Source organism: [Anoxybacillus] calidus (assembly GCF_013760845.1).
Lineage (GTDB): Bacteria > Bacillota > Bacilli > Bacillales > Anoxybacillaceae > Paranoxybacillus > Paranoxybacillus calidus.
On the sequence record NZ_JACDUU010000001.1, the window covers coordinates 494652 to 519425 of the forward strand.

25 protein-coding genes and 1 pseudogene are annotated in these 24774 nt (G+C 39.7%); 19 read left to right on the forward strand and 7 right to left on the reverse strand.

Going from position 1 to position 24774, the window contains the following annotated elements:
• The first annotated feature begins 93 nt into the window (after positions 1–93).
• The 7 genes from HNQ85_RS02735 (at position 94) to HNQ85_RS02765 (ending at position 7742) form a co-directional block, all read left to right on the forward strand.
• Positions 94–1038, forward strand: coding sequence for a sugar-binding transcriptional regulator (locus HNQ85_RS02735; protein WP_181535958.1), 945 nt, complete (start codon positions 94–96; stop codon positions 1036–1038).
• A 405-nt stretch (positions 1039–1443) separates the two neighbouring features.
• Positions 1444–2625 (forward strand): NupC/NupG family nucleoside CNT transporter, encoded by a 1182-nt coding sequence (locus HNQ85_RS02740; protein ID WP_181535960.1) that lies wholly within the window; start codon positions 1444–1446, stop codon positions 2623–2625.
• Between the two features lie 398 nt (positions 2626–3023).
• Positions 3024–3416, forward strand: coding sequence for a cytidine deaminase (locus HNQ85_RS02745; protein ID WP_181536493.1), 393 nt, complete (start codon positions 3024–3026; stop codon positions 3414–3416).
• Between the two features lie 384 nt (positions 3417–3800).
• Positions 3801–4733 (forward strand): metal ABC transporter solute-binding protein, Zn/Mn family, encoded by a 933-nt coding sequence (locus HNQ85_RS02750; protein WP_181535962.1) that lies wholly within the window; start codon positions 3801–3803, stop codon positions 4731–4733.
• 15 nt (positions 4734–4748) lie between these two features.
• Positions 4749–5498: a metal ABC transporter ATP-binding protein gene (locus HNQ85_RS02755; protein ID WP_181535964.1), complete on the forward strand. Its 750-nt coding sequence runs from the start codon at positions 4749–4751 to the stop codon at positions 5496–5498.
• 12 nt (positions 5499–5510) lie between these two features.
• The gene (locus HNQ85_RS02760) at positions 5511–6854 is read left to right on the forward strand and encodes a metal ABC transporter permease (protein ID WP_181535966.1); all 1344 of its coding nucleotides are present in this window, start codon (positions 5511–5513) and stop codon (positions 6852–6854) included.
• Positions 6855–6857: 3 nt separating this feature from the next.
• Positions 6858–7742 carry a metal ABC transporter permease gene (locus HNQ85_RS02765; protein WP_181535968.1) on the forward strand — a complete coding sequence of 295 codons (885 nt, stop codon included), beginning with the start codon at positions 6858–6860 and terminating at the stop codon, positions 7740–7742.
• A 149-nt stretch (positions 7743–7891) separates the two neighbouring features.
• Here the strand turns inward: HNQ85_RS02765 and HNQ85_RS02770 are convergent, their stop codons facing one another.
• Complete coding sequence (locus tag HNQ85_RS02770; protein ID WP_181535970.1) at positions 7892–8692, reverse strand: ATP-grasp domain-containing protein; 801 nt, start codon at positions 8690–8692, stop codon at positions 7892–7894.
• A 239-nt stretch (positions 8693–8931) separates the two neighbouring features.
• Between HNQ85_RS02770 and HNQ85_RS02775 the strand changes: the two genes are divergently transcribed.
• The 3 genes from HNQ85_RS02775 to HNQ85_RS02785 all read left to right on the forward strand — a co-directional run bounded on the left by HNQ85_RS02775 (position 8932) and on the right by HNQ85_RS02785 (position 11760).
• Complete coding sequence (locus HNQ85_RS02775) at positions 8932–10209, forward strand: MDR family MFS transporter (protein WP_181535972.1); 1278 nt, start codon at positions 8932–8934, stop codon at positions 10207–10209.
• A gap of 103 nt (positions 10210–10312) precedes the next feature.
• Complete coding sequence (locus tag HNQ85_RS02780) at positions 10313–10819, forward strand: histidine phosphatase family protein (protein ID WP_220129069.1); 507 nt, start codon at positions 10313–10315, stop codon at positions 10817–10819.
• 131 nt (positions 10820–10950) lie between these two features.
• The gene (locus tag HNQ85_RS02785) at positions 10951–11760 is read left to right on the forward strand and encodes a TcaA second domain-containing protein (protein ID WP_181535976.1); all 810 of its coding nucleotides are present in this window, start codon (positions 10951–10953) and stop codon (positions 11758–11760) included.
• Between the two features lie 126 nt (positions 11761–11886).
• On the opposite strand, the gene HNQ85_RS02790 is transcribed toward HNQ85_RS02785, so the two are convergent.
• Positions 11887–12555 (reverse strand): SIMPL domain-containing protein, encoded by a 669-nt coding sequence (locus HNQ85_RS02790; RefSeq protein ID WP_181535978.1) that lies wholly within the window; start codon positions 12553–12555, stop codon positions 11887–11889.
• 18 nt (positions 12556–12573) lie between these two features.
• Positions 12574–12720 carry a hypothetical protein gene (locus HNQ85_RS02795; RefSeq protein ID WP_181535980.1) on the reverse strand — a complete coding sequence of 49 codons (147 nt, stop codon included), beginning with the start codon at positions 12718–12720 and terminating at the stop codon, positions 12574–12576.
• A gap of 192 nt (positions 12721–12912) precedes the next feature.
• On the opposite strand from HNQ85_RS02795, the gene HNQ85_RS02800 reads away from it, so the two are divergent.
• Complete coding sequence (locus HNQ85_RS02800) at positions 12913–13584, forward strand: 5-bromo-4-chloroindolyl phosphate hydrolysis family protein (RefSeq protein ID WP_181535982.1); 672 nt, start codon at positions 12913–12915, stop codon at positions 13582–13584.
• Positions 13568–14743 (forward strand): toxic anion resistance protein, encoded by a 1176-nt coding sequence (locus tag HNQ85_RS02805; RefSeq protein ID WP_181535984.1) that lies wholly within the window; start codon positions 13568–13570, stop codon positions 14741–14743. Before HNQ85_RS02800 ends, HNQ85_RS02805 begins: the two co-directional genes overlap by 17 nt.
• A gap of 136 nt (positions 14744–14879) precedes the next feature.
• On the opposite strand, the gene HNQ85_RS02810 is transcribed toward HNQ85_RS02805, so the two are convergent.
• Together HNQ85_RS02810 and HNQ85_RS17765 are read right to left on the reverse strand one after the other, a co-directional pair.
• Positions 14880–15347, reverse strand: a complete 468-nt coding sequence (locus tag HNQ85_RS02810; protein WP_181535986.1) for a YndM family protein — start codon at positions 15345–15347, stop codon at positions 14880–14882.
• A 25-nt stretch (positions 15348–15372) separates the two neighbouring features.
• Positions 15373–15501: a hypothetical protein gene (locus HNQ85_RS17765; RefSeq protein ID WP_281363416.1), complete on the reverse strand. Its 129-nt coding sequence runs from the start codon at positions 15499–15501 to the stop codon at positions 15373–15375.
• A 358-nt stretch (positions 15502–15859) separates the two neighbouring features.
• Between HNQ85_RS17765 and HNQ85_RS02815 the strand changes: the two genes are divergently transcribed.
• The 6 genes and pseudogenes from HNQ85_RS02815 (at position 15860) to HNQ85_RS02840 (ending at position 22103) form a co-directional block, all read left to right on the forward strand.
• Positions 15860–17503 carry a M4 family metallopeptidase gene (locus HNQ85_RS02815; RefSeq protein ID WP_181535988.1) on the forward strand — a complete coding sequence of 548 codons (1644 nt, stop codon included), beginning with the start codon at positions 15860–15862 and terminating at the stop codon, positions 17501–17503.
• 130 nt (positions 17504–17633) lie between these two features.
• Positions 17634–18260 (forward strand): sulfite exporter TauE/SafE family protein, encoded by a 627-nt coding sequence (locus HNQ85_RS02820; RefSeq protein ID WP_181535989.1) that lies wholly within the window; start codon positions 17634–17636, stop codon positions 18258–18260.
• A 200-nt stretch (positions 18261–18460) separates the two neighbouring features.
• A pseudogene (locus HNQ85_RS02825) lies at positions 18461–18714 on the forward strand (winged helix-turn-helix domain-containing protein); the annotation flags it as partial.
• A 189-nt stretch (positions 18715–18903) separates the two neighbouring features.
• Complete coding sequence (locus HNQ85_RS02830; RefSeq protein WP_181535991.1) at positions 18904–20223, forward strand: ammonium transporter; 1320 nt, start codon at positions 18904–18906, stop codon at positions 20221–20223.
• A gap of 97 nt (positions 20224–20320) precedes the next feature.
• Positions 20321–21370 carry a DUF294 nucleotidyltransferase-like domain-containing protein gene (locus HNQ85_RS02835; RefSeq protein ID WP_181535993.1) on the forward strand — a complete coding sequence of 350 codons (1050 nt, stop codon included), beginning with the start codon at positions 20321–20323 and terminating at the stop codon, positions 21368–21370.
• Complete coding sequence (locus HNQ85_RS02840) at positions 21363–22103, forward strand: exonuclease domain-containing protein (RefSeq protein WP_181535995.1); 741 nt, start codon at positions 21363–21365, stop codon at positions 22101–22103. The genes HNQ85_RS02835 and HNQ85_RS02840 overlap by 8 nt, the downstream gene beginning before the upstream one ends.
• Before the next feature lie 131 nt (positions 22104–22234).
• Here the strand turns inward: HNQ85_RS02840 and HNQ85_RS02845 are convergent, their stop codons facing one another.
• Together HNQ85_RS02845 and HNQ85_RS02850 are read right to left on the reverse strand one after the other, a co-directional pair.
• A complete protein-coding gene (locus HNQ85_RS02845) occupies positions 22235–22756 on the reverse strand; it encodes a CBO0543 family protein (protein WP_220129070.1) in 522 nt (173 codons plus the stop codon).
• Positions 22757–23057: 301 nt separating this feature from the next.
• Entirely contained in the window at positions 23058–23552 is a 495-nt protein-coding gene (locus HNQ85_RS02850; RefSeq protein ID WP_181535999.1) for a PCYCGC motif-containing (lipo)protein, read from the reverse strand.
• 366 nt (positions 23553–23918) lie between these two features.
• Here HNQ85_RS02850 and HNQ85_RS02855 point away from each other — a divergent pair, with 366 nt between their 5' ends.
• Entirely contained in the window at positions 23919–24737 is an 819-nt protein-coding gene (locus HNQ85_RS02855) for an SPL family radical SAM protein (protein ID WP_181536001.1), read from the forward strand.
• Positions 24738–24774 lie beyond the last annotated feature (37 nt).

Genomic DNA, 24774 nt, shown 5'->3' on the forward strand with positions numbered 1-24774 from the left:
TCTGATTATAATAATGAATAAGAACATTTTTTCATATTAAAATGAAATTTTGAAACATCAAAATAGGATTAAACATTATGACAGGGTGAAACTATGGGAAACAATAAGTTATTGCAAATCGTCGAGGTGGCCAAATTATATTATCAGCTTGATTATAATCAGCATGACATTGCTAAAAAGTTAGGGATTTCACGTCCTACCGTGTCCCGGTTGCTTCAGCAAGCAAAAAAGATGGGGATTGTCAAAATTGAAATTATAGATCCATCGGAAACGATGGAGGAATTAGCAGAGCAATTGAAAGAAAAGTATCAATTAAAAAAAGCTTTTGTCGCTGCCGCATCGCAAAATGAAGACTCGGCCGTCAAAGCAGCGATAGGAAAACGAACAGCCGATTTTTTATACGAAACTGTAAGCGATGGTGACATTATTGGCGTGACATGGGGGAGAACCCTTTATAATGTTGCGCTGGAATTAAAACATAAACCACTTAAAGATGTCGAAGTGGTCCAATTAAAAGGCGGAGTAAGCCACTCCAAAATCAATACATATGCTTCAGAAATAGTTTATTTGTTTGGAAAAGCGTTTGATACCATTCCTCAACACTTGCCTCTGCCTGCTATTGTCGATCATGTGGCGGTCAAAAAAGCGCTCGAAGCTGATCGGCATATTCAAAAATTATTAGACATGGGAAGAAAAGCCAATATCGCCCTTTTTACGGTTGGCAGCGTGAACTTTGACTCGTTGCTGTTTCAATTAGGATATTTAAGTGATGAAGAATTGGAAATGTTGTCAAATGAAGCAGTAGGGGATATTTGTTCTCGATTTTTTGATAAAGATGGAAACATTGTGAGTGAAAGTTTAAATGAGCGAACAATCGGAATTGATTTAAGTGAATTGCAAAAGAAAGAGAAGTCCATTCTTGTTGCTGGCGGAACAAACAAAATCAAAGCGATTAAAGGAGCATTAAAAGGAAAATACGCCAATATCTTGATTACGGATCAATATACAGCTAGAGCATTGCTAGATGAAAAATCATGAACATCCACCCGCACAAATGAAGTGCGGGTGATTTATTTAGAGGGATGTGCGGAGCATTAGTTCCGGTAATCCTGACTGGAACACAGTCAGGGCAGAATAATCTTCTCAAAATTCCTGTTTTTTCAGTGTCCGTTTTCGATTGGCTTGTTTCGAAAAAATCCTGAATGAAATTCTGATAAATTCCCCCAGAAAAATCATTTATTTTTGACGAATTTAGTAAATGTAATGAAATCGCTTTACTTTTTTTCAAAATCATATTCACATTTGTTCAAACACCTGCTATAGTTATGATGGACGCGATCGCGAATAAGATCAAAAAGAAAAGCTGGCGGCATGCAAAAAGATTACTGATTTAGTGAGCTTTTTGAAACCGTTGTCACCGGCTCATCTGGAGGGAATGACATCATGAGATTTTTATTTTTTGCAACTGGTTTGTTGCTCGTATTTATTTTGGCTTATCTTGTAAGCAATGACAGAAAGAATATCCGTTATAAGGCAATTTTACCTATGCTCGCCGTTCAAATCATTCTTACGTTTGCATTGCTGAATACGAAAGCAGGTATTTTAATCATCGGGTTTATTTCAAAAATGTTTAACAAACTGATTGAGCTAGGTATACAAGGAGTAGATTTTGTTTTTGGCGGTTTAGAAAATGAAAAGATGTCTTCATTTTTCCTTGATGTGTTATTGCCGATCATTTTTATCTCGATCCTTATTGGAATATTGAATTACTTCAAAATATTACCTGTTATCATTAAATATGTCGGAATGGCATTAAGCAAATTGAACGGAATGGGGAAATTGGAAAACTATATTGCTCTTTCATCCGCTGTATTGGGACAGTCAGAAGTTTTCTTGACAACTAAAAAGCAAATCGGGCTCGTATCGAAAACGCGCCTTTATACTTTATGCACTTCCGCTATGAGTGCAGTTAGCATTGCTATCGTTGGTTCGTATATGACGATGCTTGAACCAAAATATGTTGTTATTGCTATTATACTGAATATACTTTCAGCTTTAATTATTGCTAATATTGTGAATCCTTATGAAATCACGGATGAAGAAGATTTATTAATCGTGGAAGAAGAGCATAAAATGAGCTTTTTCCAAATGCTTGGCGAAAGCATCATGGATGGCTTGAAAGTCGCTGTAATTGTAGCGGCTATGTTAATCGGATTTATCGCTTTAATCAACCTTATCGATTATGTATTCACGCTCATTTTCCATGTTTCATTCCAGACGATCTTAGGATATATCTTTGCGCCAATTGCCTTTTTAATGGGAATTCCTTGGGATGAAGCAGTCAAAGCGGGCAGCATTATGGCGACAAAATTAGTGACTAATGAATTTGTTGCGATGTTGAATTTTAAAGATATCGCTGGAACATTATCTGAAAAAACGGTTGGAATTGTATCTGTGTTTCTTGTGAGTTTCGCTAACTTCAGCTCTATCGGAATTATTACAGGTTCTGTCAAAGCTCTTGACGAAAAACAGGGCGATGTTGTAGCGAAATTCGGCATGAAACTTTTATATGGTTCAACACTCGCTTCGATGTTATCGGCAACAGTTATGGGATTATTTTTATAAAATCGCTTTATTTGTATCCTGCCAGATTCGAATTCATTCGGCATTGAGATTCAATCCATTTGATGGAGGTACCTCTTTATAAGAATGGTTGATTGAATTGAAAAAGAAATAACAGGAGAAAAAATAAGGCGCTAGCATAAATTATTAAAAGAAAAAACGTAATGATCGATCCCACTTTTTAAAACTGGAAGCCATGGTAGAAGTACGCATGATTAGCTGGCACTGGAAAAAGAGGGGCTAACTGCATGAGAGCAAGCGCAGACGTTCAGAATATAAAATGAGGAAACGAGTACATCGAACGATTAACTATAAGAATCGCTCTTTAGATTTATAAGGGAGCCAATGAAAGCAGAGTCGTGATTGAAATGCCAATTTCAAACAGAAGGGTCGGAATGAAAATGGATAAAAATCAATTAATCAACGAGGCGCTTTCCGGAAGAGAAAAAGCCTATGCTCCTTATTCTCATTTTCAGGTAGGTGCAGCAATTTTAACAAAAGATGGAAAAATCTATAAAGGTTGCAACATAGAAAATGCTTCCTACGGATTAACCAACTGCGCTGAACGAACTGCCATTTTTAAGGCTATATCAGAAGGACAAAAAGAATTTACCATGCTGGCTATAGTCGCTGATACCGATGGACCGGTATCTCCATGCGGAGCCTGCCGGCAGGTGATCGCGGAATTTTGTGATCCTAACATGCGGGTCATTTTAAGCAATTTGAAAGGGAATATTCAAGAAACAACAGTGAAGGAATTACTCCCGTTTGCCTTTTCATCCGAAGACATATAAGTATTACAAAGAAAAAACGGCCAAACATGAGACTGACCCTCTAACACCTAAACTGCCTGTTTCCTGAACTCTACAGGAAACAGGCAGTTTCGTTTTTTCCTGAATTCTACTACGGATTGGTTTTTACAATGACAGAACTAAAAATATTGACAGATTTTCATGAAGACAATAATATAAAATTAAAGTTGGTTTAGGGCAATTTTTTTAGTAACCTCAACAATTGTTTGCTACAACCATTTTTGGAATATATGATCGTTATGTCACACTTTTTTAGATTGGGCATATGTTGTAACTGTAATAAATAAAGAGAAAATAAATTTTTTTAGCCAAAAAGTTGCACAAGACCAAAAATTATAGTTTTGTACAAAAGGAGGAGGTATGCTTATGTTAAAGAAATGGGCAATTTTTATGATGAGTATGTTGCTTTTATTGTTCATTGGTACAGGGTGCAGCAGTTCCAATGAAGCAGAGAAACAAAATGGAAAAATTGTCGTTACAACAACCACTGGACAAATTGCTGATATCGTGAAAAATGTAGGCGGAGAGCATGTCGAAGTCACGGCGTTAATGGGTCCTGGAGTGGATCCGCATCTTTATCAGGCGTCTCAAGGAGACATTCAAAAGTTAAGTAACGCAGATATGATTTTTTACAACGGATTACACTTAGAAGGAAAAATGGGAGAAATTTTTGAAAAAATAGCGAAAAATAAGCCAACGATTGCTGTGGCTGAGGCGATTCCGAAGGACAAATTGATCAAAAGTCAAAGCGGGGCGAACGCTTACGATCCGCACGTCTGGTTTGATATCGATCTTTGGTCATATGCTGTGAAAGAGGTGCGTGACGAGTTAAGTAAGTTTGACCCGAAACATCAACAAGATTACAAGAAAAATGCTGATGAATATCTTAAAAGCTTGCAAGATGTAAAAGCTTACGCCCAAAAGCAAATCGCGCAAATTCCGGAACAAAGCCGTGTTCTGATTACCGCTCATGATGCGTTCGGTTATTTTGGTCGCGCTTACGGAATCGAAGTGATGGGGCTTCAAGGATTAAGCACGGATTCTGAATACGGGCTGAAAGACGTGCAATCATTAGTTCAGACGATTGTATCGCGAAACATTAAAGCTGTATTTATTGAAAGCAGCATTTCCGAAAAATCGATTAAGGCGGTTGTTGAAGGAGCGAAAAAACGCAATCACACGGTAACGATTGGCGGTCAGCTATTCTCCGATGCGATGGGAGAAGAGGGGACGAAAGAAGGAACGTATATCGGTATGTACAAACATAATATTGATACAATTGTTTCGGCATTGAAATAAAAAGGGGGAATCAAGATGAATCCGGTAACAGTAGAAAATGTAACGGTAGCGTATCACCGCAAACCGGTTTTACAAGAGGTTAGCTTTTCAGTGCCGGAAGGGAAATTAATTGGCATTATCGGTCCAAACGGTGCGGGAAAATCGACACTCATTAAGGCGATTTTAGGTCTTGTGCCGCGTGCATCAGGTGATGTCTATATTTATGGAAAACCGTACAAACAACAACGAAAACTTGTCGGATACGTTCCGCAGCGCGGTTCTGTTGATTGGGATTTCCCAACGAACGCTTTAGATGTTGTCTTGATGGGAAGATATGGCCATATTGGCTGGTTTAAACGCCCAAGCAAAAAAGATGTTGAATTCGCTCTGTCTTGTTTAGAAAAAGTCGGTATGAAAGAATATGCCAATCGGCAAATCAGCCAGCTCTCAGGTGGACAGCAGCAGCGCGTCTTTTTAGCGCGTGCTTTAGCACAAGATGCAACGGTTTATTTTATGGATGAACCGTTTGTCGGGGTCGATGCGGCAACAGAAAAAGCCATTATTTCTTTGCTAAATGAGCTAAAAGCTCAAGGAAAAACAGTACTTGTTGTGCATCACGACCTACAAACGGTAAAAGAATATTTTGATTGGGTGCTGTTGTTAAATATGCGGAAAATTGCGATTGGACCAACGGAAGAAACATTTACGATGGAAAATTTACAAAAAACATATGGCGGACGCTTAACTTTCCTTAATCAACAACACGCCATTATCAATCAACAATAGGAGTGATCGCCAATGAGTGAAACACTCGTTTCCATATGGACAGATGCGAATACACAGTGGGTGTTAATCGGAACCCTTCTTTTAGGGTTGGCAAGCGGACTAATCGGAAGCTTCGCCTTATTAAAAAAGCAGAGCTTAATTGGCGATGCGATGGCTCATGCAGCCCTTCCTGGCATCTGTATTGCTTTTTTGATTCACGGGGCAAAGTCGATGTCATGGTTTATTATTGGCGCTGCTCTCTCAGGTTTGCTAGCGACGTTTTTCATTGAAAAAATTATTAAGTTATCACGAATTAAAGAGGATACGTCAATCGGTCTTGTATTATCGGTGTTTTTCGGGTTCGGAATCGTACTGTTAACATATATTAACCATCAAAATAACGGCAACCAAAGTGGAATTGATGATTTTATTTTTGGGCAGGCCGCTTCCCTTGTTGGCACTGATGTTAAACTGATCAGCGCGGTCGCTGTTCTCCTCATTATTATCACCGTTATATTATTTAAAGAATTAAAATTGTTAACATTTGACCCGCAATTTGCGCAAGGCATCGGCTTGCCGACCAGCTTTCTAAATGGTTTATTAATGACATTGATTGTCGGAGTTGTTGTGATTGGCCTTCAGGCGGTTGGGGTGATCTTAATGTCCGCGATGTTAATTACCCCGGCAATAGCGGCACGATATTGGACAGAACGGCTTGATCATATGGTCATTATTGCCGGAGCGATTGGCGCTTTTTCTGGTGTCTTTGGTACATTGTTAAGCACGACGACAAAAGGAATGCCGACAGGACCGCTAATTATTGTAGCTGCAACAATCATTTTTTTGATTTCCATGGTATTTGCGCCCAAGCGAGGGTTGTTACTGAAAGCGATTCGTCAATCCCGGCTCCGCAAGCAAGTGGCAAGAGAACAAGTTTTACAGACTCTTTATGATTTTACCGAGCAGGAATATAAGCAATATAAAGCGAGAAACGGTTTTCATGAACAGCAAATGATAAAAAAGCGTCCGATTTCCAACCACATGCTCCAGAAAATCCTGCACTCTCTTGAAAAAGAAGAGCTGGTCAGAAGAACGGGAGACGCGCTTTGGTGCTTAACGGAAAAAGGGTTGATCGAAGCGTATCACATTACGCTGCGAAACCGTCTGATGGAAGTATATTTAATGAATGAAATGAACTACGCTCATTTTAACATTCGACAAGATCAGTCAATGGATTTATTACAGCTTCCGGAGAAAGTATTAACAGAGCTGCAGCAACTGTTAAAGCAATATGGCAGGGAACCGCTTGTATTACCGGAGAATATAAATTCAGGCAAACGATCCTACCACCGTTATGCCAGCTTAGGAGGGAAGTGAAACATGAGTTACGAAGGTTGGATTTTGCTGACAGGGTCTCTCGTTGGCATCAGTTGTGGGATTGTCGGCTGTTTTCTTATTTTGCGGAAGATGGCCATGCTTGCCGATGCCATTAGTCATACGGTGCTGCTTGGAATTGTTGGTGCCTATTTAATTAGCAATAGTTTAGAAGGAATTTATATGCTCATTGGCGCGGCTATTGTTGGCATTTTGACGGCATTTTTCGTACAGTTGTTACATTCGAGCGGCGTTCAGTCTGATGCGGCGATCGGCGTCGTCTTTACTTCGCTCTTTGCCGTTGGCGTTATTCTTCTCTCCTTGTTTGCCGGCAAGGTGCATTTAGATACGGATCACGCCTTAATGGGGGAGATTACGTTTATCCCGTGGGACATTCTTGAAATAAACGGTATCAATCTAGGACCAAAAGCGGTTTGGATGCTTGGTGCCGTGTTGGTTTTTAATTTAATCATTATTTTTCTATTTTATAAAGAAATCAAAATTAGCTCCTTTGACCCTGATATGGCTGTGGCACTGGGGATTCCGGTTCTCTTGATTCATTACTTATTGATGGGAATGCTTTCGCTCACAACGGTTGCTTCCTTTGACGGCGTCGGTGCCATTTTAGTTGTGGCGATGCTCATTGTTCCCGGAGCAACAGCGTATTTGCTTACCGATAAGTTAAGCGTTATGTTAATCATCAGTGCAATTGTTGGCGTGCTTTCCGCCTTTGCCGGTTATTTCATTGCGACAATCTTTAACGTATCCATTTCCGGCTCGATGGCTGTAGCCGCAGGTGTCATCTTTGCGATCACCTTTGTGTTTTCACCAACCCACGGTCTTCTTTCACGATGGTTGGCGAGAAAACGGCTGCAAAATAAATCGGCATAGTTCTAAGAAAAGCTCAGCGGGTTCATCTGCTGAGCTTTTTATCATAAACAATCCTGCCAACAGGCGGTTAAGTCGGAGTCGCTCTTAACGTTAATGATGGCTTGTCTTGTGTGTAAAGTAAAATAAGGGACAGGCACACACCTGACCTTTCATTCGTTGAATTTGATCGTAAAAGCATCCTGATAAAGTTCAAACACCTGCTGTTTGGCAGCATTGCTTGTCTTCATATATTCGCTCAAAAAAACGGAAGCATTAGCTTCTAACACTTTTAATCCCGTAACGGTATGCAATACATCAATGGAACAAAACGTCAATTGTAATGCATTGGCGGCATTGATCGCCAATTTATGAAGTTCATTGACAAACGTTGCTGGCAAAAAGTCAAGCTCTCGTACTTTTGCCTGTCCGCCTGTTAAATTATGTTTCCATGAGCGCAACTTTTCCTTAGCAAACGACAATTTTGCTTCTCCTTTTAAAATAACAACCCGAAATTCGTAATTTGTCTCGTAGTAAGGAGATAATGACACATCGAGCTGTTTGGCGAAAAGTTGTGACATCCTATCTTTTAGCTGTGGGAGCGAATCGATTTTATAGACATCTTTCCCTTGCAGGCCGCTATCTGGTTTTATGACAAGTTGCGGACCATGAGCAAGGAAAAATTGCTTTGCTTTTACAAATGTGTCACCTGTTGAGTAAGCGGTGTTCGGATTCGGCAAAAAGGTATGTTCGACACAAGGCAGCCCTGCATTGGCCAAGACGGAGTAGGTTAGTGACTTGCTGTTAGCGATATTCGCTGCGGAAGTATTGTTTAAGCCTAAATCAACGTTGTACATTAGAAAAGTTTTTCCATCCTTTTGCGCGCGATAAACGATATGTTCTTCGATTTCAGTAAATTGCACTCCGCAAGATAGTCCTGCTTCTTGAATGAGAGAAAGAAAAGGCCGTTTCATCATCATGCTCCTTAAACAAACTTAATGATTTGGTTTACCACTATCGCCTCTCTTTGTCAACAAATGAATAAAGAAACAATGTTTCCGATTGATGGAAATAATGCCAGAAAAATGGTTGTTTCATAGAAAGAAAGAAAAGAAGTGTTTATAATATCATAGTGAAAGGGGAGTGAGCGCAAAAACAGACGGATGACGGCACACACGATGAATTATAGATTAAAAGAAACGAGGAAGCCATCATGAAAATAAGAGACTGGGATCGCAACTTAAAGGTACGTTTATTCGGCGAAGCGTTGATTCATATTACTTTTTGGATGTTTTTCCCGTTTATGACGATTTATTTTACTGATGCGTTCGGTAAAGACAAAGCTGGTTTTTTGCTGATTTTTTCGCAAGTGTTTTCTGTTGTTGCCAGCCTACTGGGCGGTTATTGCGCTGACCGCTTCGGAAGAAAACGGATGATGGTGTTATCGGCATACGGGCAGGGGCTAGCCTTTTTCTTCTTTGCGCTCGCAAGTTCTCCTTGGTTCACTTCACCATTTGTTGGATTTTTATGTTTTTCTTTAGCCGGCATTTTTGGGTCATTTTATTGGCCGGCAAGTCAGGCGATGGTGGCCGATGTTGTACCGGAAGAAGACCGCAGCAGCGTTTTTGCTGTTTTTTATACATCGATGAATATTGCTGTTGTCATCGGTCCGATGATTGGTGGAATTTTTTATGAGGAGCATCGCTTTGAATTATTATTAGCAGCAGGAGTTTCTTGTGTGCTGTTGGCAACGATTTTGGTGAAAATGCTTCGGGAAACGGTGCCTTTCTACTCGATTGAAAGCGATGGCAGCATGAAATGGTACCAGTTTTTACGTGAGCAGATTCGCAGCTATGGTATCATTATTCGTGATAAAACGTTTTTGTTATTTATTGTCGCGGGAATTCTTGTCGGGCAGACGATGATGCAGCTTGATTTATTAATTCCTGTCTATACAAAAGAGGTTGTCGAGAAGCAAACGTTATTCTCGATTGGGGCTTATTCTGTGCTCTTAAGCGGTGAAAAAGCGTTTGGGCTGTTGATTTCAGAAAATGGCTTGCTTGTTGCTTTATTTACCGTGTGGGTAACAAAGTGGATGTCTCATTACCGGGAACGTTCTGTGTTCATTTGGTCTTCGATTATTTATGGCATTTCCATTATGATGTTCGGACAGACGACAAACATTTGGGGACTAATCATCGCAATGGCTGTGTTTACTTTTGCAGAGCTGATGACTGCTGGTATCCAGCAAACGTTTATTTCTAAGCTCGCACCGGAAGAAATGCGCGGACAATATTTTGCCGCTGCAAGCTTGCGCTGGACGATTGGGCGGACGATTGCGCCTCTCTCCATCACGATAACGGTTTGGCTTAGCTATCAATGGACATTTCTCATTCTTAGTGTGCTCGCCTTTTTCAGTGCCTTCATTTATTCCATCATGTTTCAGCGATTTGAAAAACAGCAAGCAAAAAAGACGGTACCGCAGATGTAAATCATATATAATGAAATGGTGAACACCTTTTTGTTTTCGGAGGGGGATAATGGAAATTACTCTCATTCGTCACGGGAAATCACAGTGGCGGCAAAGCGGTTGGTTGTCACCCACCGAGTTTGCAGAGTGGGTTAAAGCGTACGATTTACATGGAGTGTCGGAAGATGATGACATTCCTCAGATTACATTCGAGAAGGTAAAGAAAGCAAATTGGTTAGTGGCAAGTTCTTTGCCTCGGGCGATTCATTCAGCGAATTTGCTTAAACCGACGTGTCCGACGGAAGTTAATCATCTGTTCCGTGAAGTAGAAATGCCCGTTCCATTTATCTATCTGCCTTTGAAACTGCCAATCAATATCTGGCTGATCATGGCTAGAATGTTTTGGCTATGCGGTTATGCAAGGAATGTAGAATCTTATCACGAAGCAAAGCAACGGGCTAAACTGGCAGCCGATCAATTATGTAAATATGCCAAGGAGCACGGTCGTATTGTCGTTGTCGGACACGGATGGTTTAACCGCTTGCTTGGGAGAGAACTGAAGCAAAGACAATGGAATTTAGAAAGGGATCAAAGCTTTCGTCATTGGCAGGCGGTAACTTATAAGAAATGACAGGCAGGCAGAAGCATTGGTAAATATACATGGTCGTTTATCGTTTCGCTAACATATTTTCCCTAGATACGTAATAAAGATGAACTAGATTATCATCAGGGGATTTTTACCAACAAGAGAGGGGAAGTTAGGTGAAAGAGACTACGACACATGAAACAAATACCGATGAAATCATGTCTGCTTGTAACGTTTCTGAACAAACGGATGAGGAAGCGATTCTTCTCGCTGATGGTGAGCAAGTTCGTGTTCAATCTGCAAGGACACGTTATGATAAGCATAGTGAAGTACGACTGGAAGAAAAGCAACATCGAACATATTTTTATAGAATTCTTTTTCTCATCGTTATTGTGATGATCATTGGCTATGGGGTTTTAAAGGGGTACGGAATGATGAAAACATATGGCGGGAGAGAAGTGACGATTGAGCGCTTTGCCGAAGCGTTAGAAGAGAAGGATCTTCCCGAGTTGAAAAAATACATTCGCGTTCCTGATTCCGCCATACATGTGAACGAAAAAAACTTACAGCCGCTCTTTACCTATTTAGATGAGCATCCAGATGGCTATAAAAAAATTCGCGATGAACTGGAAAAGCAAGATGACAAAGAGCGTGTTTATATTAAAGGTTTGACATCAGAACCGCCGATCTTTCTCATGAGAGTTTATGAGAAGCATTTCTTTCTTTTTAACCAATATGTATTTGAACCAGCAGTCTACTCGTTAATCGTTCATGTCCAAGGAAAAAATGTGGTGTTATACGTTAACGGGAAAAAGGTTTACAAAACAGAGTCAGAAATGTTTTCCGGAAAGATTGGTTCCTATTTGCCGGGTATTTATGAAATCACGGCTGTCAAGAAAGAGGGAGACAAAAAGAAGAAGCAAAGAAAAGAGATTGTGCTATTTGGTGGACCAAAAGCACAATCCGTTTCATTTACATTTAAGTAGGAGGCTGACGAAAAAGAAAGTGCCAGACCCCACAACACAATATATAGGACATAATAAATAACTATATATTGTGAAACGCACGTGAGGTCAGACACTGATGGATCAGCCTCTTTTCTTATTTCATATTTAATATTCAAAAATGGCTTGGACGGTTGCTTTGATGACGATGTCTTGTGTTTGAATCGGAGGGGCGCTTTGTTCCGCTAAGACCATTGTTTTGCCTGCAAATATTGGCTGTGGTAGTGCAGCAATTTCCTCTTTTATCTTCAGCGGGATGGTTTGAACGGGAATACCGAGAGTTCGGCCGAGAATGACAGCTTTTTCGACTGCATTCCGAATCGCATCGGCTAAGGCGTACTCGTAATATAGATCCGGATTCGAAAGTTGGAATTGGATATTGCGCGCAATATTAGCGCCGTTTGCGACAGCAGTTTCATAGATGTTTCCCGCTTTACTGACATCTTTTACAGTAATATCAAAAATGTGTTCCACTTCGTATCCGACTAACGATGATGTTCCATCTTTATATTCGTATTTTGGATAAATTGAAAATGACGCGGTGTCGATCTCCTCGTCTTTAATCCCAATTAATTTTAGTGCCTGAATCATATTATTGGCTCGTGCTGCATTTTCCGATAAGGCTTGACTGACGATTTTATTCTCTGTACGAATGCCAAGGGTAATGGTCACCGTATCTGGTTTCACTGTTATTGTCCCTTGACCGGTTACCGTCATCGTTCGCTGTTTTGATACATGATGGTAGGCGGAAACATGCTGGCTGTCCCAATCATACATAAAAGCCCACTCCTTTCATCATGCCGCTTTATTGTCGTCATCTTCCTCTGTATATTGACGTTTCAACTCCCAATAATACACTTTAGGCAGACCAAAAAAATACCAATATTCTTTTACCAATGTCATGCCAACGAAATAGAGCATCTGCCAGTCTATCTGTTTCATCGTTCCTCATCTCCTTTAAACACACAGTCTTTGTAAAACATATTCGGCAGATAAGTTGTCTTATGATGGCTCAATTGGTTATGCTAAAAATACAAGATATAATTTTTTCATCGGATGAAACTAAATATCGAGTCATACGTAAAAAAGTAGACAAGCGGTTCTTTATATAAAAGATGCAGGAAGGGATGAAACATGCGGAAGGTGTTAAGAACACTTTGGCGGCTGTTCGTTTCATGGAATATTGGTTTAATTGGTGCCATTATTGTCTTTTTCGTTTTTGACTATCAGTTTTTTCTTTCCTTTTTATCAGGAACAGCGTTAATGGTTATAACGTCGGCTTACATGAAGCGAAAAGCGGATAAAGTTGTTACGAGTGATCTTTTAAAAGAAGAAAAAGATTATATACGCAGCGAGTTGAAAGAAGCGGACAAGAAAATAAAACGAATTGGCCGGGCACGGTTTAAAGTTCGTTCCTTAGTCACATGGAATCAAATTTCCCGCATTTATGCAGCTTCGCAAAAAATATTAGCTGCGGTAGAACAAGATCCGCGCCGGTTTCGCGCAGCCCAGTCATTTTTTATTACGACATTGGATTCTGCCGTTACAATGATTGAAAAATATATTTATTTAGTTCGCCAGCCTGTGCGCAGCCAAGAGATGAACGAGGCGATTCGCAATGCAGAAGGGCTTCTTGGGGAGCTGGCGGCATCAACGGAACAAGAATTGTTGCGCATTCTCTCGGATGACGTGTTTGATTTAGATGTGGAGATAAAGATGTTAAAACAGGCGTTAGAGCAACCAAAAGAGCAAAACGTATTCCATTGGCAAAGAGACAAGGAGGAACGGTATGAAAGAATTCGATAATCATGCATTCAATGGGAAGACGGATCAAGAACTTTGGACAAGTTCGGTTGATTCGCTCTTAGCCAATCCTTTCGCTGCACCGAATGCTTCTTCTTTTGAGCAAACGCAGCCACCTAAACTCATTGATACATTGAAGCCAGAGCATAAAGAAAAAGCGCTTCAGCTTGCTCAGCAAATTGACCCGAAGAATCAGCAGGCGATTATTCAATATGGGGTGGCTGCCCAAGCGGAATTATCAAAGTTTTCGCATTCTATTTTGAGCCATGTACAAACGAAAGATGCGGGACCGGTGGGTGAAATCATTAGCGAACTCATGGGGAAAATTAAAGAAGTCAACCCGGATGATTTCATGAAGACAAAGGGAGGCATTTTTTCCCGGCTGTTCAACTCAATGTCCAAATCGATCCAAGGCATTATCTCAAAATATCAAAAAATTGGCGTAGAAATTGATAAGATCGCCGATCAGCTGGAAAAACACCGACAAATGCTCTTTCGTGACATTATGATGTTAGAAACATTGTATGAGAAAAATAAAGAATATTTTGATGCGCTCAATATTTATATAGCCGCTGCGGAAATGAAGCTGGAAGAATTGCAGACAAAAACGATCCCGGAATTAAAAGCAAAGGCAGAACGTTCAGGCAGCCAAATGGATATTCAAGAAGTCAACGATTTGCTTCAATTTGCTGACCGTTTAGAAAAACGTATCCATGATTTGAAATTAAGCAGACAAATCACGATTCAAACGGCGCCGCAAATTCGTATGATTCAACATATGAATCAAACATTGGTGGAGCGCATTCAATCGTCTATTTTAACAGCGGTGCCGCTTTGGAAAAACCAAATCGTCATCGCCCTTACGTTATTCCGCCAGAAAAAAGCGGTCGAAGCGCAAAAACAAGTGACGAAAACAACGAATGACCTGCTGCTTCGTAATTCGGAAATGTTAAAAATGAATACAATTGAAGTCGCTAAGGAAAACGAGCGGGGGCTTGTCGATATTGAAACGCTGAAGAAAACGCAAGAAAATTTAATTGCGACTTTAGAAGAAACGTTAAAAATCCAACATGAAGGCCGGATCAAACGCCAGCAGGTCGAGCAGGAATTAATCCATATGGAAGAACAGCTAAAAGAAAAGTTAATGTCGATGAGAAAGTGAGCGGATGTTGTGGCAAAAAGAGACTGTCGCTAAAATAAATGGGCAGACCTCACAACCAACAATAAACCGTACATCTATATATGATGAATGACGTGTGAGGTCGAGCCTGTATGAATGAGACAGTCTCTTGATTCCATTATTCATTTTTATCGTGCTTTTTTAAATCATGAATATCTTCTTCTTGGGCAAATTCGGTTTGCAGACGATTCAATGCCACATTGTCTTCGTTAAAGTACTGCACCTCATTTTGATGATGGGCGAGGACACGGTTTTCCATGTAGGCATGGAATAACGCTTCGCCGAGGGCGATAAAAATCGCCGCAAATAACGAAGCAAGGATAAGGTTGGCTGGCGTTCCCTGAACGAAAAATTGGCTGAATAGCCATATGCCGGCAGTAAGCATAACAAAATCAGCGATGGTGGCAATTAAATTTCCAAAGCGAGGCAAGATGAACAAGTCGCCGATAACATATGTTGCTAGCGTAATGACTAAGCTTATTAATGTAATTTCTGAAAACAAGGCGGTGCTAAAAATCGTTAAAACGGAAAATAACACAATGGATGTGAGAACTAGTTTAATTCCTAATGCCATTATATGTCTCATTGTCGCAATCATCCTTTTTATCAAATTATTCTGCTGGTCGGTTTGGCCCCTCTAATTTTTTGTCCCCAAAACCAGGCTTTTGTTCAAAATCTCGCTCATCTTGTCGGTCTTTCATTTGTTGCTCCAAGCTTCGCTCATCTTTTCGTTTTCCCATCGTTTTCATCCTTTCAGAAAAAGTCTTTTCACTGGATAGTTTGCCTATTTTTGTGCGGAATATTTATGAAAAATCGTGCTGACTGTATAGAGTAAAAAAGAAAAACGGAAACGAACGAATCTAAACGTAAATTGTCTAAACAGCCATATATAAAACAAAATCATAAAAGAAAAACGTGTAAAATGGAGGTGTTATATGTTTGCAAACAGTAAGAAGTAGTTCATGTGGTCTGTGTACAATGTTGGGATACCAAGATTAAATCAATTCAATTAATGCAAGAATGGATTAGTCATTTTTTCACGTCATTTGTAATACATTTATATCGTGCATACACTCAAATTACAAAAGGGGGAAAATCATGAAAAAGAGAGCAGCTTTTGTATTGGCGACAGGTTTGATTTTTGGTGCATTCTTGCCGTCATCGTATGCAGAGGTTCCGTTTTCAGAAGCGCAGCAACACGCGCATGAAAAAATGGACATTTTGCAGGAAAAGTGGGACAAGAAAACTGGCGTGCCGCAATTTCTGGCAGGAAAGTTGTCTGCAAAGCCTTTTAAAAATGAGAAAGAGATTAAAGAATTTTTAAAAGCAAATAAAGATATTTATAAAATCAATCCCGATGAGGAGCTTACTTTGATTGATGTGCAGACTGACAACTTAGGCATGACTCACTATAAATATATTCAGTCTTTGAATGGCGTTCCAATTGACGGTAGTGAATTTTTAGTTCATACGGATAAAGACGGAATGGTAAAAGCAACAAACGGAAAATTACGCCCTGATGCATCGGTAAAAATGAAAGATCAAACAAAAGCAAAGCTTACAGAACAAGAAGCGATTGAATTGGCGTGGAAACATATTGACTTGACGAAAAAGGAAACGGAAGTAAAAGAAGAAACTCCTCCGTTATTAAAGGAAAAATCAGATGTGCCAAATACAGTAGAGAAAAGCAAATTAGTAGTTTATGAGAAAGATGGAGACTATTATTTAGCATATAAAGTAGAGCTGCAGTTTATTTTCCCTTACCCAGCGAACTGGAAAATTTATGTTGATGCTAAAGACGGACAAATTGTAGACGCTTACAATGCAGTGGCAGAAGGAGCGACTACTGGTTATGGTTACGGGATATTAGGAGATTATAAAACTCTTAATACGTACTATTCCAACGGTACTTACTACCTATATGATGTCACAAAACCGATGAATGGTGTCATTGAAACCCGCACGGCGCAAAACGGATCAAGTTTACCGGGCTCTTACTCGGTTGACAGCAATAACGCATGGACGGCTTATTCACAAGGGGCAGATGTAGATGCTCACTATTATGCAGGGGTTGTTTATGACTATTATAAAAATACACATAACCGCAACAGCTTCGATAATAATGGCTCAACCATTCGTTCGACTGTTCACTACGGCTATCAATACAACAATGCATTTTGGAACGGTGTGCAAATGGTTTACGGTGATGGAGATGGAAGCGTCTTTGCACCGTTGTCAGGTGCGCTTGATGTTGTAGCCCATGAAATTACACACGCTGTAACTGATTATACAGCTGGGCTTGAATATCGCAATCAACCGGGTGCGTTAAACGAATCAATGTCAGATGTTTTCGGTTATTTTGTAGAGCCGAATGACTATTTATTGGGAGAAGATGTTTATACACCAGGCGTTTCTGGTGATGCGTTAAGAAGTCTTTCAAATCCGGAAGCATACGGTCAACCAGCGCATATGAATAATTATGTATATACATCTGAAGATAACGGCGGGGTGCACATAAACAGCGGCATTCCAAATAAAGCAGCTTATTTGACGATTACATCAATCGGCAAAGCTAAGGCAGAAAAAATTTACTACAGAGCGTTGACAGTTTATTTAACGTCAACAAGCGATTTCAGCGATGCTAGAGCGTCATTATTGCAATCAGCAGCCGATCTTTATGGATATGGCAGCTCGACATATAACGCAGTAGTGAACGCATGGAACCAAGTAGGGGTATACTAAATCATAGTTTATCAGTCTCTCACTGCTTAAGGTGAGGGATTTTTTATTACCATTATTTTCAAAATGTGTTATATTATTTAATGGTGCTGTTACATAATAAAATAATTACGTAAGGACTTGAGGGATTGCTTTGGAAACATCCTTTTTCTTGTTAACGCTAATTGGTATCCTATCTTCCTTTGTTGGTACACTGGCAGACGGTGCTGGTTTGATAACGTTACCTGCAATGATGCTTGTCGGAATTCCAATCCAAGCTGGAATAGCAACAAATTGGAGCAAGGATTACGTCAAGTATAAGGGAAAAAAGATGAATGCCATTGCTCTTGTGTTATTACTTTTTGCGTTATTCGTTTCTTTACAAAATAAGCAATGGGTTTCTTCTGTTGAAAATAAAAAGAAAAAATCGGGCATAATCAGCAAGATATTGTCGTTCTCCATCGCTATATATGACGGAGGATTCGGGCCCGGCTCATCGACATTTGCCGTTTTGCATTATATGAGCCAGCAATATACATATGTAAAAGCAGCGCAGCTGACGAGAGTTTTTATTTTCGGCAGCTGTTTAGGGGCATTTATTGTTTATTATCAGACAGGCTTTGTCGAGTGGCACTATGCACTGGCGATGGCGATTGGCTCTGCAGTCGGTTCACAAATCGGCTTGCTTGCCTTGCCTCGTATTCCGTTAAGAGTCGCTAAATCGATGCTTGTTTCGATTCTTTTTCTATTAATCGGTCAAATACTTTATAAACTTATATAATAGCGAGGCTGACCGAAAGCAAAGTGTCAGACCGTCACAACCGCCATATATCGTATATGATGGGGGAGGTCAAACACTTGCCGGTCAGCCTCTTGTTTGTTATTCCGGAATGTTGCCTGCTGATGGATCAGGCTTAAAGGAAGGTTGATAGTTGTGTTTGGAATGAAATGACATATGAGATTACATATAACGGGAAAAAGTTATCTGTAACCCCGAAAGAATTTGCGCTGCTCGGCTTGTTTTTAAGACATCCGAATCAAGTGTTTACTCGGGAGCAGTTGATTATGACGCTTTGGGGATATGATGCAGATACAGAAGACAGAACGGTTGATTCTCATGTCCGCAATTTGCGTGAGAAACTGCGTCAAGCAGGCTTTCCAATTGAGAAACATTTGCAGACAGTGTAATCGGTTATAAGTGGGTCAATGAGCGTTCGTTATTCGATAGGGGCTGACACTTTAGGGTCAGTCCTTTTTTATGAACAAAAATTCAATTTATGTAACAAAACATAACAAAAAATTGCATATGGAAGCGTTTTTATTCACTTATTAGAAAAAATCGCATAAAAAGTATCGCTATTTTTACTTTTATGTAATATATTATTACATAAAAAGTTATAAAAAATAACAAAGGAGGATGCGGAATGAGTTTGAAAGAACTATCAATGGGATTAGATTCATTATGGGTGATGGTAGCAACTATATTGGTTATTGGGATGCAGGCCGGCTTTGCGCTGTTAGAGACAGGCTCGACACGAATGAAAAACTCTGGACATGTCGCTGGTAAGCAAATTTTAAGCTTTGCGGTTGCTTCGATTGCATTTTGGGCTGTTGGCTTTGCTGTTACGTTTGGTCAAGGCAATCGTTTTATTGGAACAGAAGGGTGGTTTTTAAAAGAAGGAAAAGATACATTTGCTTCGCTTGACTGGGCCAATGTACCGCTTTCTCTAAAATTCTTGTTTCAATTAGCATTTGTTGGTGTATCTTTAGCGATTGCCTGGGGAGGATTTGCGGAGCGTGCTAAACTATCCGTGTACGTTATTTTCGGGACGATTTTTACGATGGTGATTTATCCGGTTATTGGACATTGGGTATGGGGCGGCGGTTGGTTAGGTTCAATGGGAATGCAGGACTTTGCAGGCTCTACAGTCGTTCATTTACAGGGAGCGATTGCTGCACTAGTAGCTACGATTTTGCTTGGACCGCGAATCGGTAAATTCAATAAAGATAAGACACCGAATATCATTCCAGGTCACAACCAAGTATATACAGTCATTGGTGGCTTGATTTTATGGGTCGGATGGTTTGGTTTTAACGCAGGAAGTACGATGGGAACGACCGATGGTTTCTTTGGCTATGTCGCGTTAACAACGAACTTAGCTGCCGCTGCCGGAGCCGTTTCCGCGATTTTAACGGCGAAAATCTTAACCGGAAAAGCGGATATCCCTGCGATGGTCAATGGAGTATTGGCAGCTCTCGTTGCGATTACAGCAGCATGTGCATTCATTGAACCTTGGGCTGCTGTTGTCATCGGTGCTGTGGCAGGTTCATTTACGTTTTGGACTTCTGTCTATTTTGAAGGGAAGGGAATCGACGATCCGGTTTGTGCGTTTTCTGTGCATGGGATTGCAGGAGTTATCGGTACGATTTCAACCGGCTTTTTTGCTTCTCCGCGATTAGTGGAAATCACCGGAATTGGTAAAGCGGGATTATTCTATGGTGGTGGTTTTGACCAATTAATCGTACAAACGGTGGGTGTCCTTGGGGCAGCAGTTTATGTAGCTGTTGTTTCATTTGTAGTGTTGTTTATATTGAAAAAGACAATTGGTCTCCGTGTCACAGCAGAACAAGAAATTTCAGGTTTGGATATTAGTGAACACGGTTCTTACGGCTATCCTGAACAGCTTGATCCTGCGTACATGAATGCGGCGAATTTGAAGGTTACAAAAGCTTCGTCTCATTAAGAAAACGAGAAAGCGGCTGACTGATACACAAAGGGCAAACTCTTATGTTGCCACAGTTAACCCCGTGAGTCAGCCGCTTTTTTGAGGATGGTGAAAGATGGATGAAATGAAAACATTGTTAACAGAAATAAGTCTGGTCAATTCGCTTGTTGAACTTAAAAGGCTTCATGAGAAGCTAGAGAGACAAATGAATGAACAATTAAAAAGATATGATTCGATGGAAGAGCTTGTCTATTCATTGTCTGAAGTGCATGATGCTCTCGTAAAGAAAACTTTATATTTCGCTGAATGCGAAACTGTGCAGTCCGCGGTTGGAGAACGTCCGAAAACGTGGTGTTGGTTTGTGATGGGGAGCATGGGAAGGAGAGAGGCAACGATTTGGGCGGATCAAGACAATGGAATTCTATTTGACTGCGAGCAAGGGAAAGAACAAAAGTGTTATGCGTATATTCAGCAGTTTGCAGCAGTAGGGACCAAATATTTACAAGCTGTCGGTTATCCATTCTGTCCAGGGAATGTGATGGCAACCAATCCACGCTGGAGCAATTCGCTTCAAGATTGGTGCACAAAAATCTATAACTACCTTGCTGGTCATTTACCCAATGATATTCGCTTTTTATTAATGGCCGTGGACATGCGGCCGATTTATGGAGAGCTTCGATTAGTGGAAGAAGAAAAGCAACGGATGACAGAGTGGATTTATCAACGCCCGATTATTTTAAAAAGAGTCGGTGAGCATTCGTTATTTCCAAAGATTCCCCTTGGATTATTTGGACATTTCTTAGAAGAACGCTATGGTCCGTATTATGGACAGTTCAATTTAAAGCATAGCGGTTATGTCCAACTTATTAACTGTGTAAAATTTCTTTCTTTATTGGAGAATATAACAGCCGACACAACGTTAGAGCGGATAGAGAAATTAAAGGGCTCGATACCTCGTTCATTACTCGAGGATACCAAACAAGCCTTTTTACAATGTTTATACTTTCGCTTAAAACATGCCGCACAATACGGACAGCATGATCATTATATTCATTTACAAAAGCTGAATAAAGAAGAGCAATGGAAACTGAAAAAAGCGATGAAAACAACGAAAAAGCTACAGCGCTTCGTTTTAAAAAAGGCCGGTGGCATGAAAGATGTATGAACAGCGGGGATTTCGACAGTGGGTTAGCCGCTTGTTGTCGTTAGGGTTGACGAAAGAACAGCTTTTAGGTATATCGGAAAATAAATATAGTGCGTTCCATCAAGAAGCTTGGATTCGCAGCATTTTAAAAGAGGTGCAAAGAAATCGGATGCATCTTCACATATCATTAGAAGAGGTTCCATTTTTTGTATTGGATACAGAAACGACCGGCTTTTATCCGCAGTTGGGCGACGAAATTATTGCAATGGCTGCGGCAAAAACCATCAATGCAAGGATTCAAGATTTCTATTTTAGTCTAATCAAGCCAAACGGGATCATTCCAAATCAAATTACTGAGTTAACAGGAATTACAAACAAAGATGTCGAATCAGCACCATGTCTAGCGGAAGAAATGACAAAATTATTGGCGTTTCTTGAAAACGGGGTCATTATTGGTTACCACATTAGTCATGATATTATATTTATCAATCATTTTCTTTGGACACAATATCGAACGAAGTTGACTCATCGGTATCTAGAAATAAGAGCCATTGTAGAACTTTTACATGGAAAAGGTACGTTTCCGACACTTGATGAAGCTCTTGTCCATTACTCCATTCATTGCGAAAAACGCCATACAGCTGATGGAGATGTAAGGGCGATGACGGAACTATGGGGATATTTGCTTAAGGAATTAAAAAACAATAAGATAGAAACACTATATGATTTATATAACGCCTTAAGCTTACATTAAAATGAATCCCCATTGTAATATATTATTTCATTAGAGAAACGATAGGGAAGATGTGTGGATGTAGCAATCTCCCTACAGCCTTTCACTTAAAAGAAGGGATGATTCTCGAAAAGAGCGTTAAAACTAACAATTTATCGTTTTTCAATTGGGATATGAATAGGCACATCAAATAAGTAAATAAAAAATGTAGCAATTGGTACAGAGAGTATATAGGCAATAAGTGGATGTTTATAATGTAATCGAAGCATCGGAAACATAATGAAATCAAAGAAAAAAGACCATCCTAAACTCCAACCGTTGCTATGAATAATTCCACCCACTTGCAAGAGAAGCCACTCTCCAACAAAATATATACCTATCCATGTTAAGTAATATGTAATTTTCCTTTGAATTGCTTTTTTTTCTGGATATTGTGCTAAAAATAATAAAACAGTACCGGGAAAAGTGATAAAAAAATGGACAAGTTCTAATATTGTATGGGGAAGTAAAACATCGTTATCGAACTTCCAAAGCCAATAGTTCGTACAAATGAAATTGTACGTCAAATCACAGATTGGAAAATATAACATTGTTGCATGATATTTACTCCACTCTTTATACACTTTTTGCTTCCATACGAAAAAAATTGTAAGGATTGCAATGAAAATATGCACGGTGACCATTCCTTTTTCTTTTCAAAGCAGCAAGTTTATTACAACGGAAGCTCTGATACGGATTTACATTTTGCCATATAACATATCATTTCCTAATCCTTTGATTGGATACTTTATGAATGAAACAACAACAAAGAAGCCAAACATGTTAGGCTTCTTTGTTGTTGTTTTTCTCTTGTTCCGCCAGCTTTTCGTAATATTCTTCTAAAATCGCCACAATTTCAAGGTATGGTGGGATTGATATCATTTGTACTCCTCCTTCCACTTCCTATTGTTGACAAGGATGTGGAACTTTAAACCATTATAATTCAGGAGTTGGTGTTGGTTCTGCGTAACCATCTTTATATTTTTTATCAATCATTTGGCGAATGTCTTTAACGGATTTTCCGTTGTTATATTCATAGATCGCTTCCGCAGCAATCTCTAAGCATACTCCGCACTTTGTTGCATGATCGTCCCATGTAACTGATCCGTCTTTTTTATTTTCATAGACAAAACAATCATAATTGTTCATGTGTCCTGATGACTCATCACATCCACAATAGCACGGAATGTTTTCTAGTAACTCTTTATGTTTTGCAACTTGCTGATAAAGAACAGCCATTTCTTCTTCATACTTATTTAAAAAGCTAGGTAAGTGATCAATGGATTTTGTTGTTTCACGAACATCTCCGGAATGTGTAACGGATTCTGTAGAATGATGATGCTTATTTTCTGAATCTTTGTTTGAAGCGCATGCGCTAAGGAATAAGTTTATGGAAATTAGACCAACAGCGACAGTTAGTTTTATTCTCATAAGTGTATCAACCCTTTCTTTGGTTATTCTTCATCAACATAACATGATTCAAATTAATCAGCAACAAATGACGTATTTCATTTTAATAGTGTAGGTATTAATAGATTGTAAGCAGCAAAGTTACATAAGACTGATTATTGAGATTGCTGATGACTACGCAGAAGATGGAATGATTAGGATGCTAGAAAATGGTTGGTTCGAACAGCCGCCACAGCCCATCAGCAGGGAAGAATGAATAGGGGGGATGAAACGGAAAGGATGGATGGCTGTAGTTCATCCTTTTTTGCGTTCTGTTCGTAAATGTAGTAAAACTTATATATAAGAACAAATGTTTTATGTGAGATCGGAGAAGGAGAATAAGAAAGAATGAAAATAAACGAAATACAATCAAAAAGTATACTAACACCATCCAGCGGTTTTATTACTAAGTTCACCCATACACTAAATCCGTATGCTGGCTGTGCCTTTGGATGTTCCTATTGCTATGTAAGACAAATGCCAATTGCGCTGTATCGTGAAGAAGAATGGGGAACATGGGTGGATATAAAGCAGAATGCTGCGGACCTATTGTCAAAAGAAATAAAAAAAGCGAAGAAGAAAGGTCCGGTCACTATTTTTATGTCATCAGCGACAGACCCTTATCAACCGATCGAATATAAAGCGCGTATTACGCGTTCGCTTCTTGAAGCGATGCTAATCGAAAAACCAGATTTTTTATTTGTGCAAACTCGCTCACCGCTCTGTACAAGGGATATTGATTTGTTTCAGCAATTTGGTCAGTCTATTCGTGTAAGTATGACGATTGAAACAGATTTAGAGTATATCCGTAAAGCTTTTACACCATCAGCGCCTCCTATTCCTGCACGTTTAAAGGCATTAAAGCAAATCACTGAAGCAGGAGTGCCGACACAAGTCGCGATTGCACCATTATTGCCGTGTTCAAAACAGATTGCAAAGACATTGCGTAGAGTAACGAGTCGGGCTGTTATTGATAATTTTTTCATGGGTGATGGCAGCAGAGGAAGAAGAACGGAAAAAATGGGGATAAGAAACATTTACGGACGATTAAATCTTCTTCCTTGGTATCATCCGAATGCTTATAAAGTTGTTTTGAAATTGCTGCAACAAGAGTTTGAAGATGTTGAACTATTAATCTCTCAACAAGGTTTTATGCCAAATCAATAAAACAACAAATGATAAATGAAAAAGGTCATTCTCATAA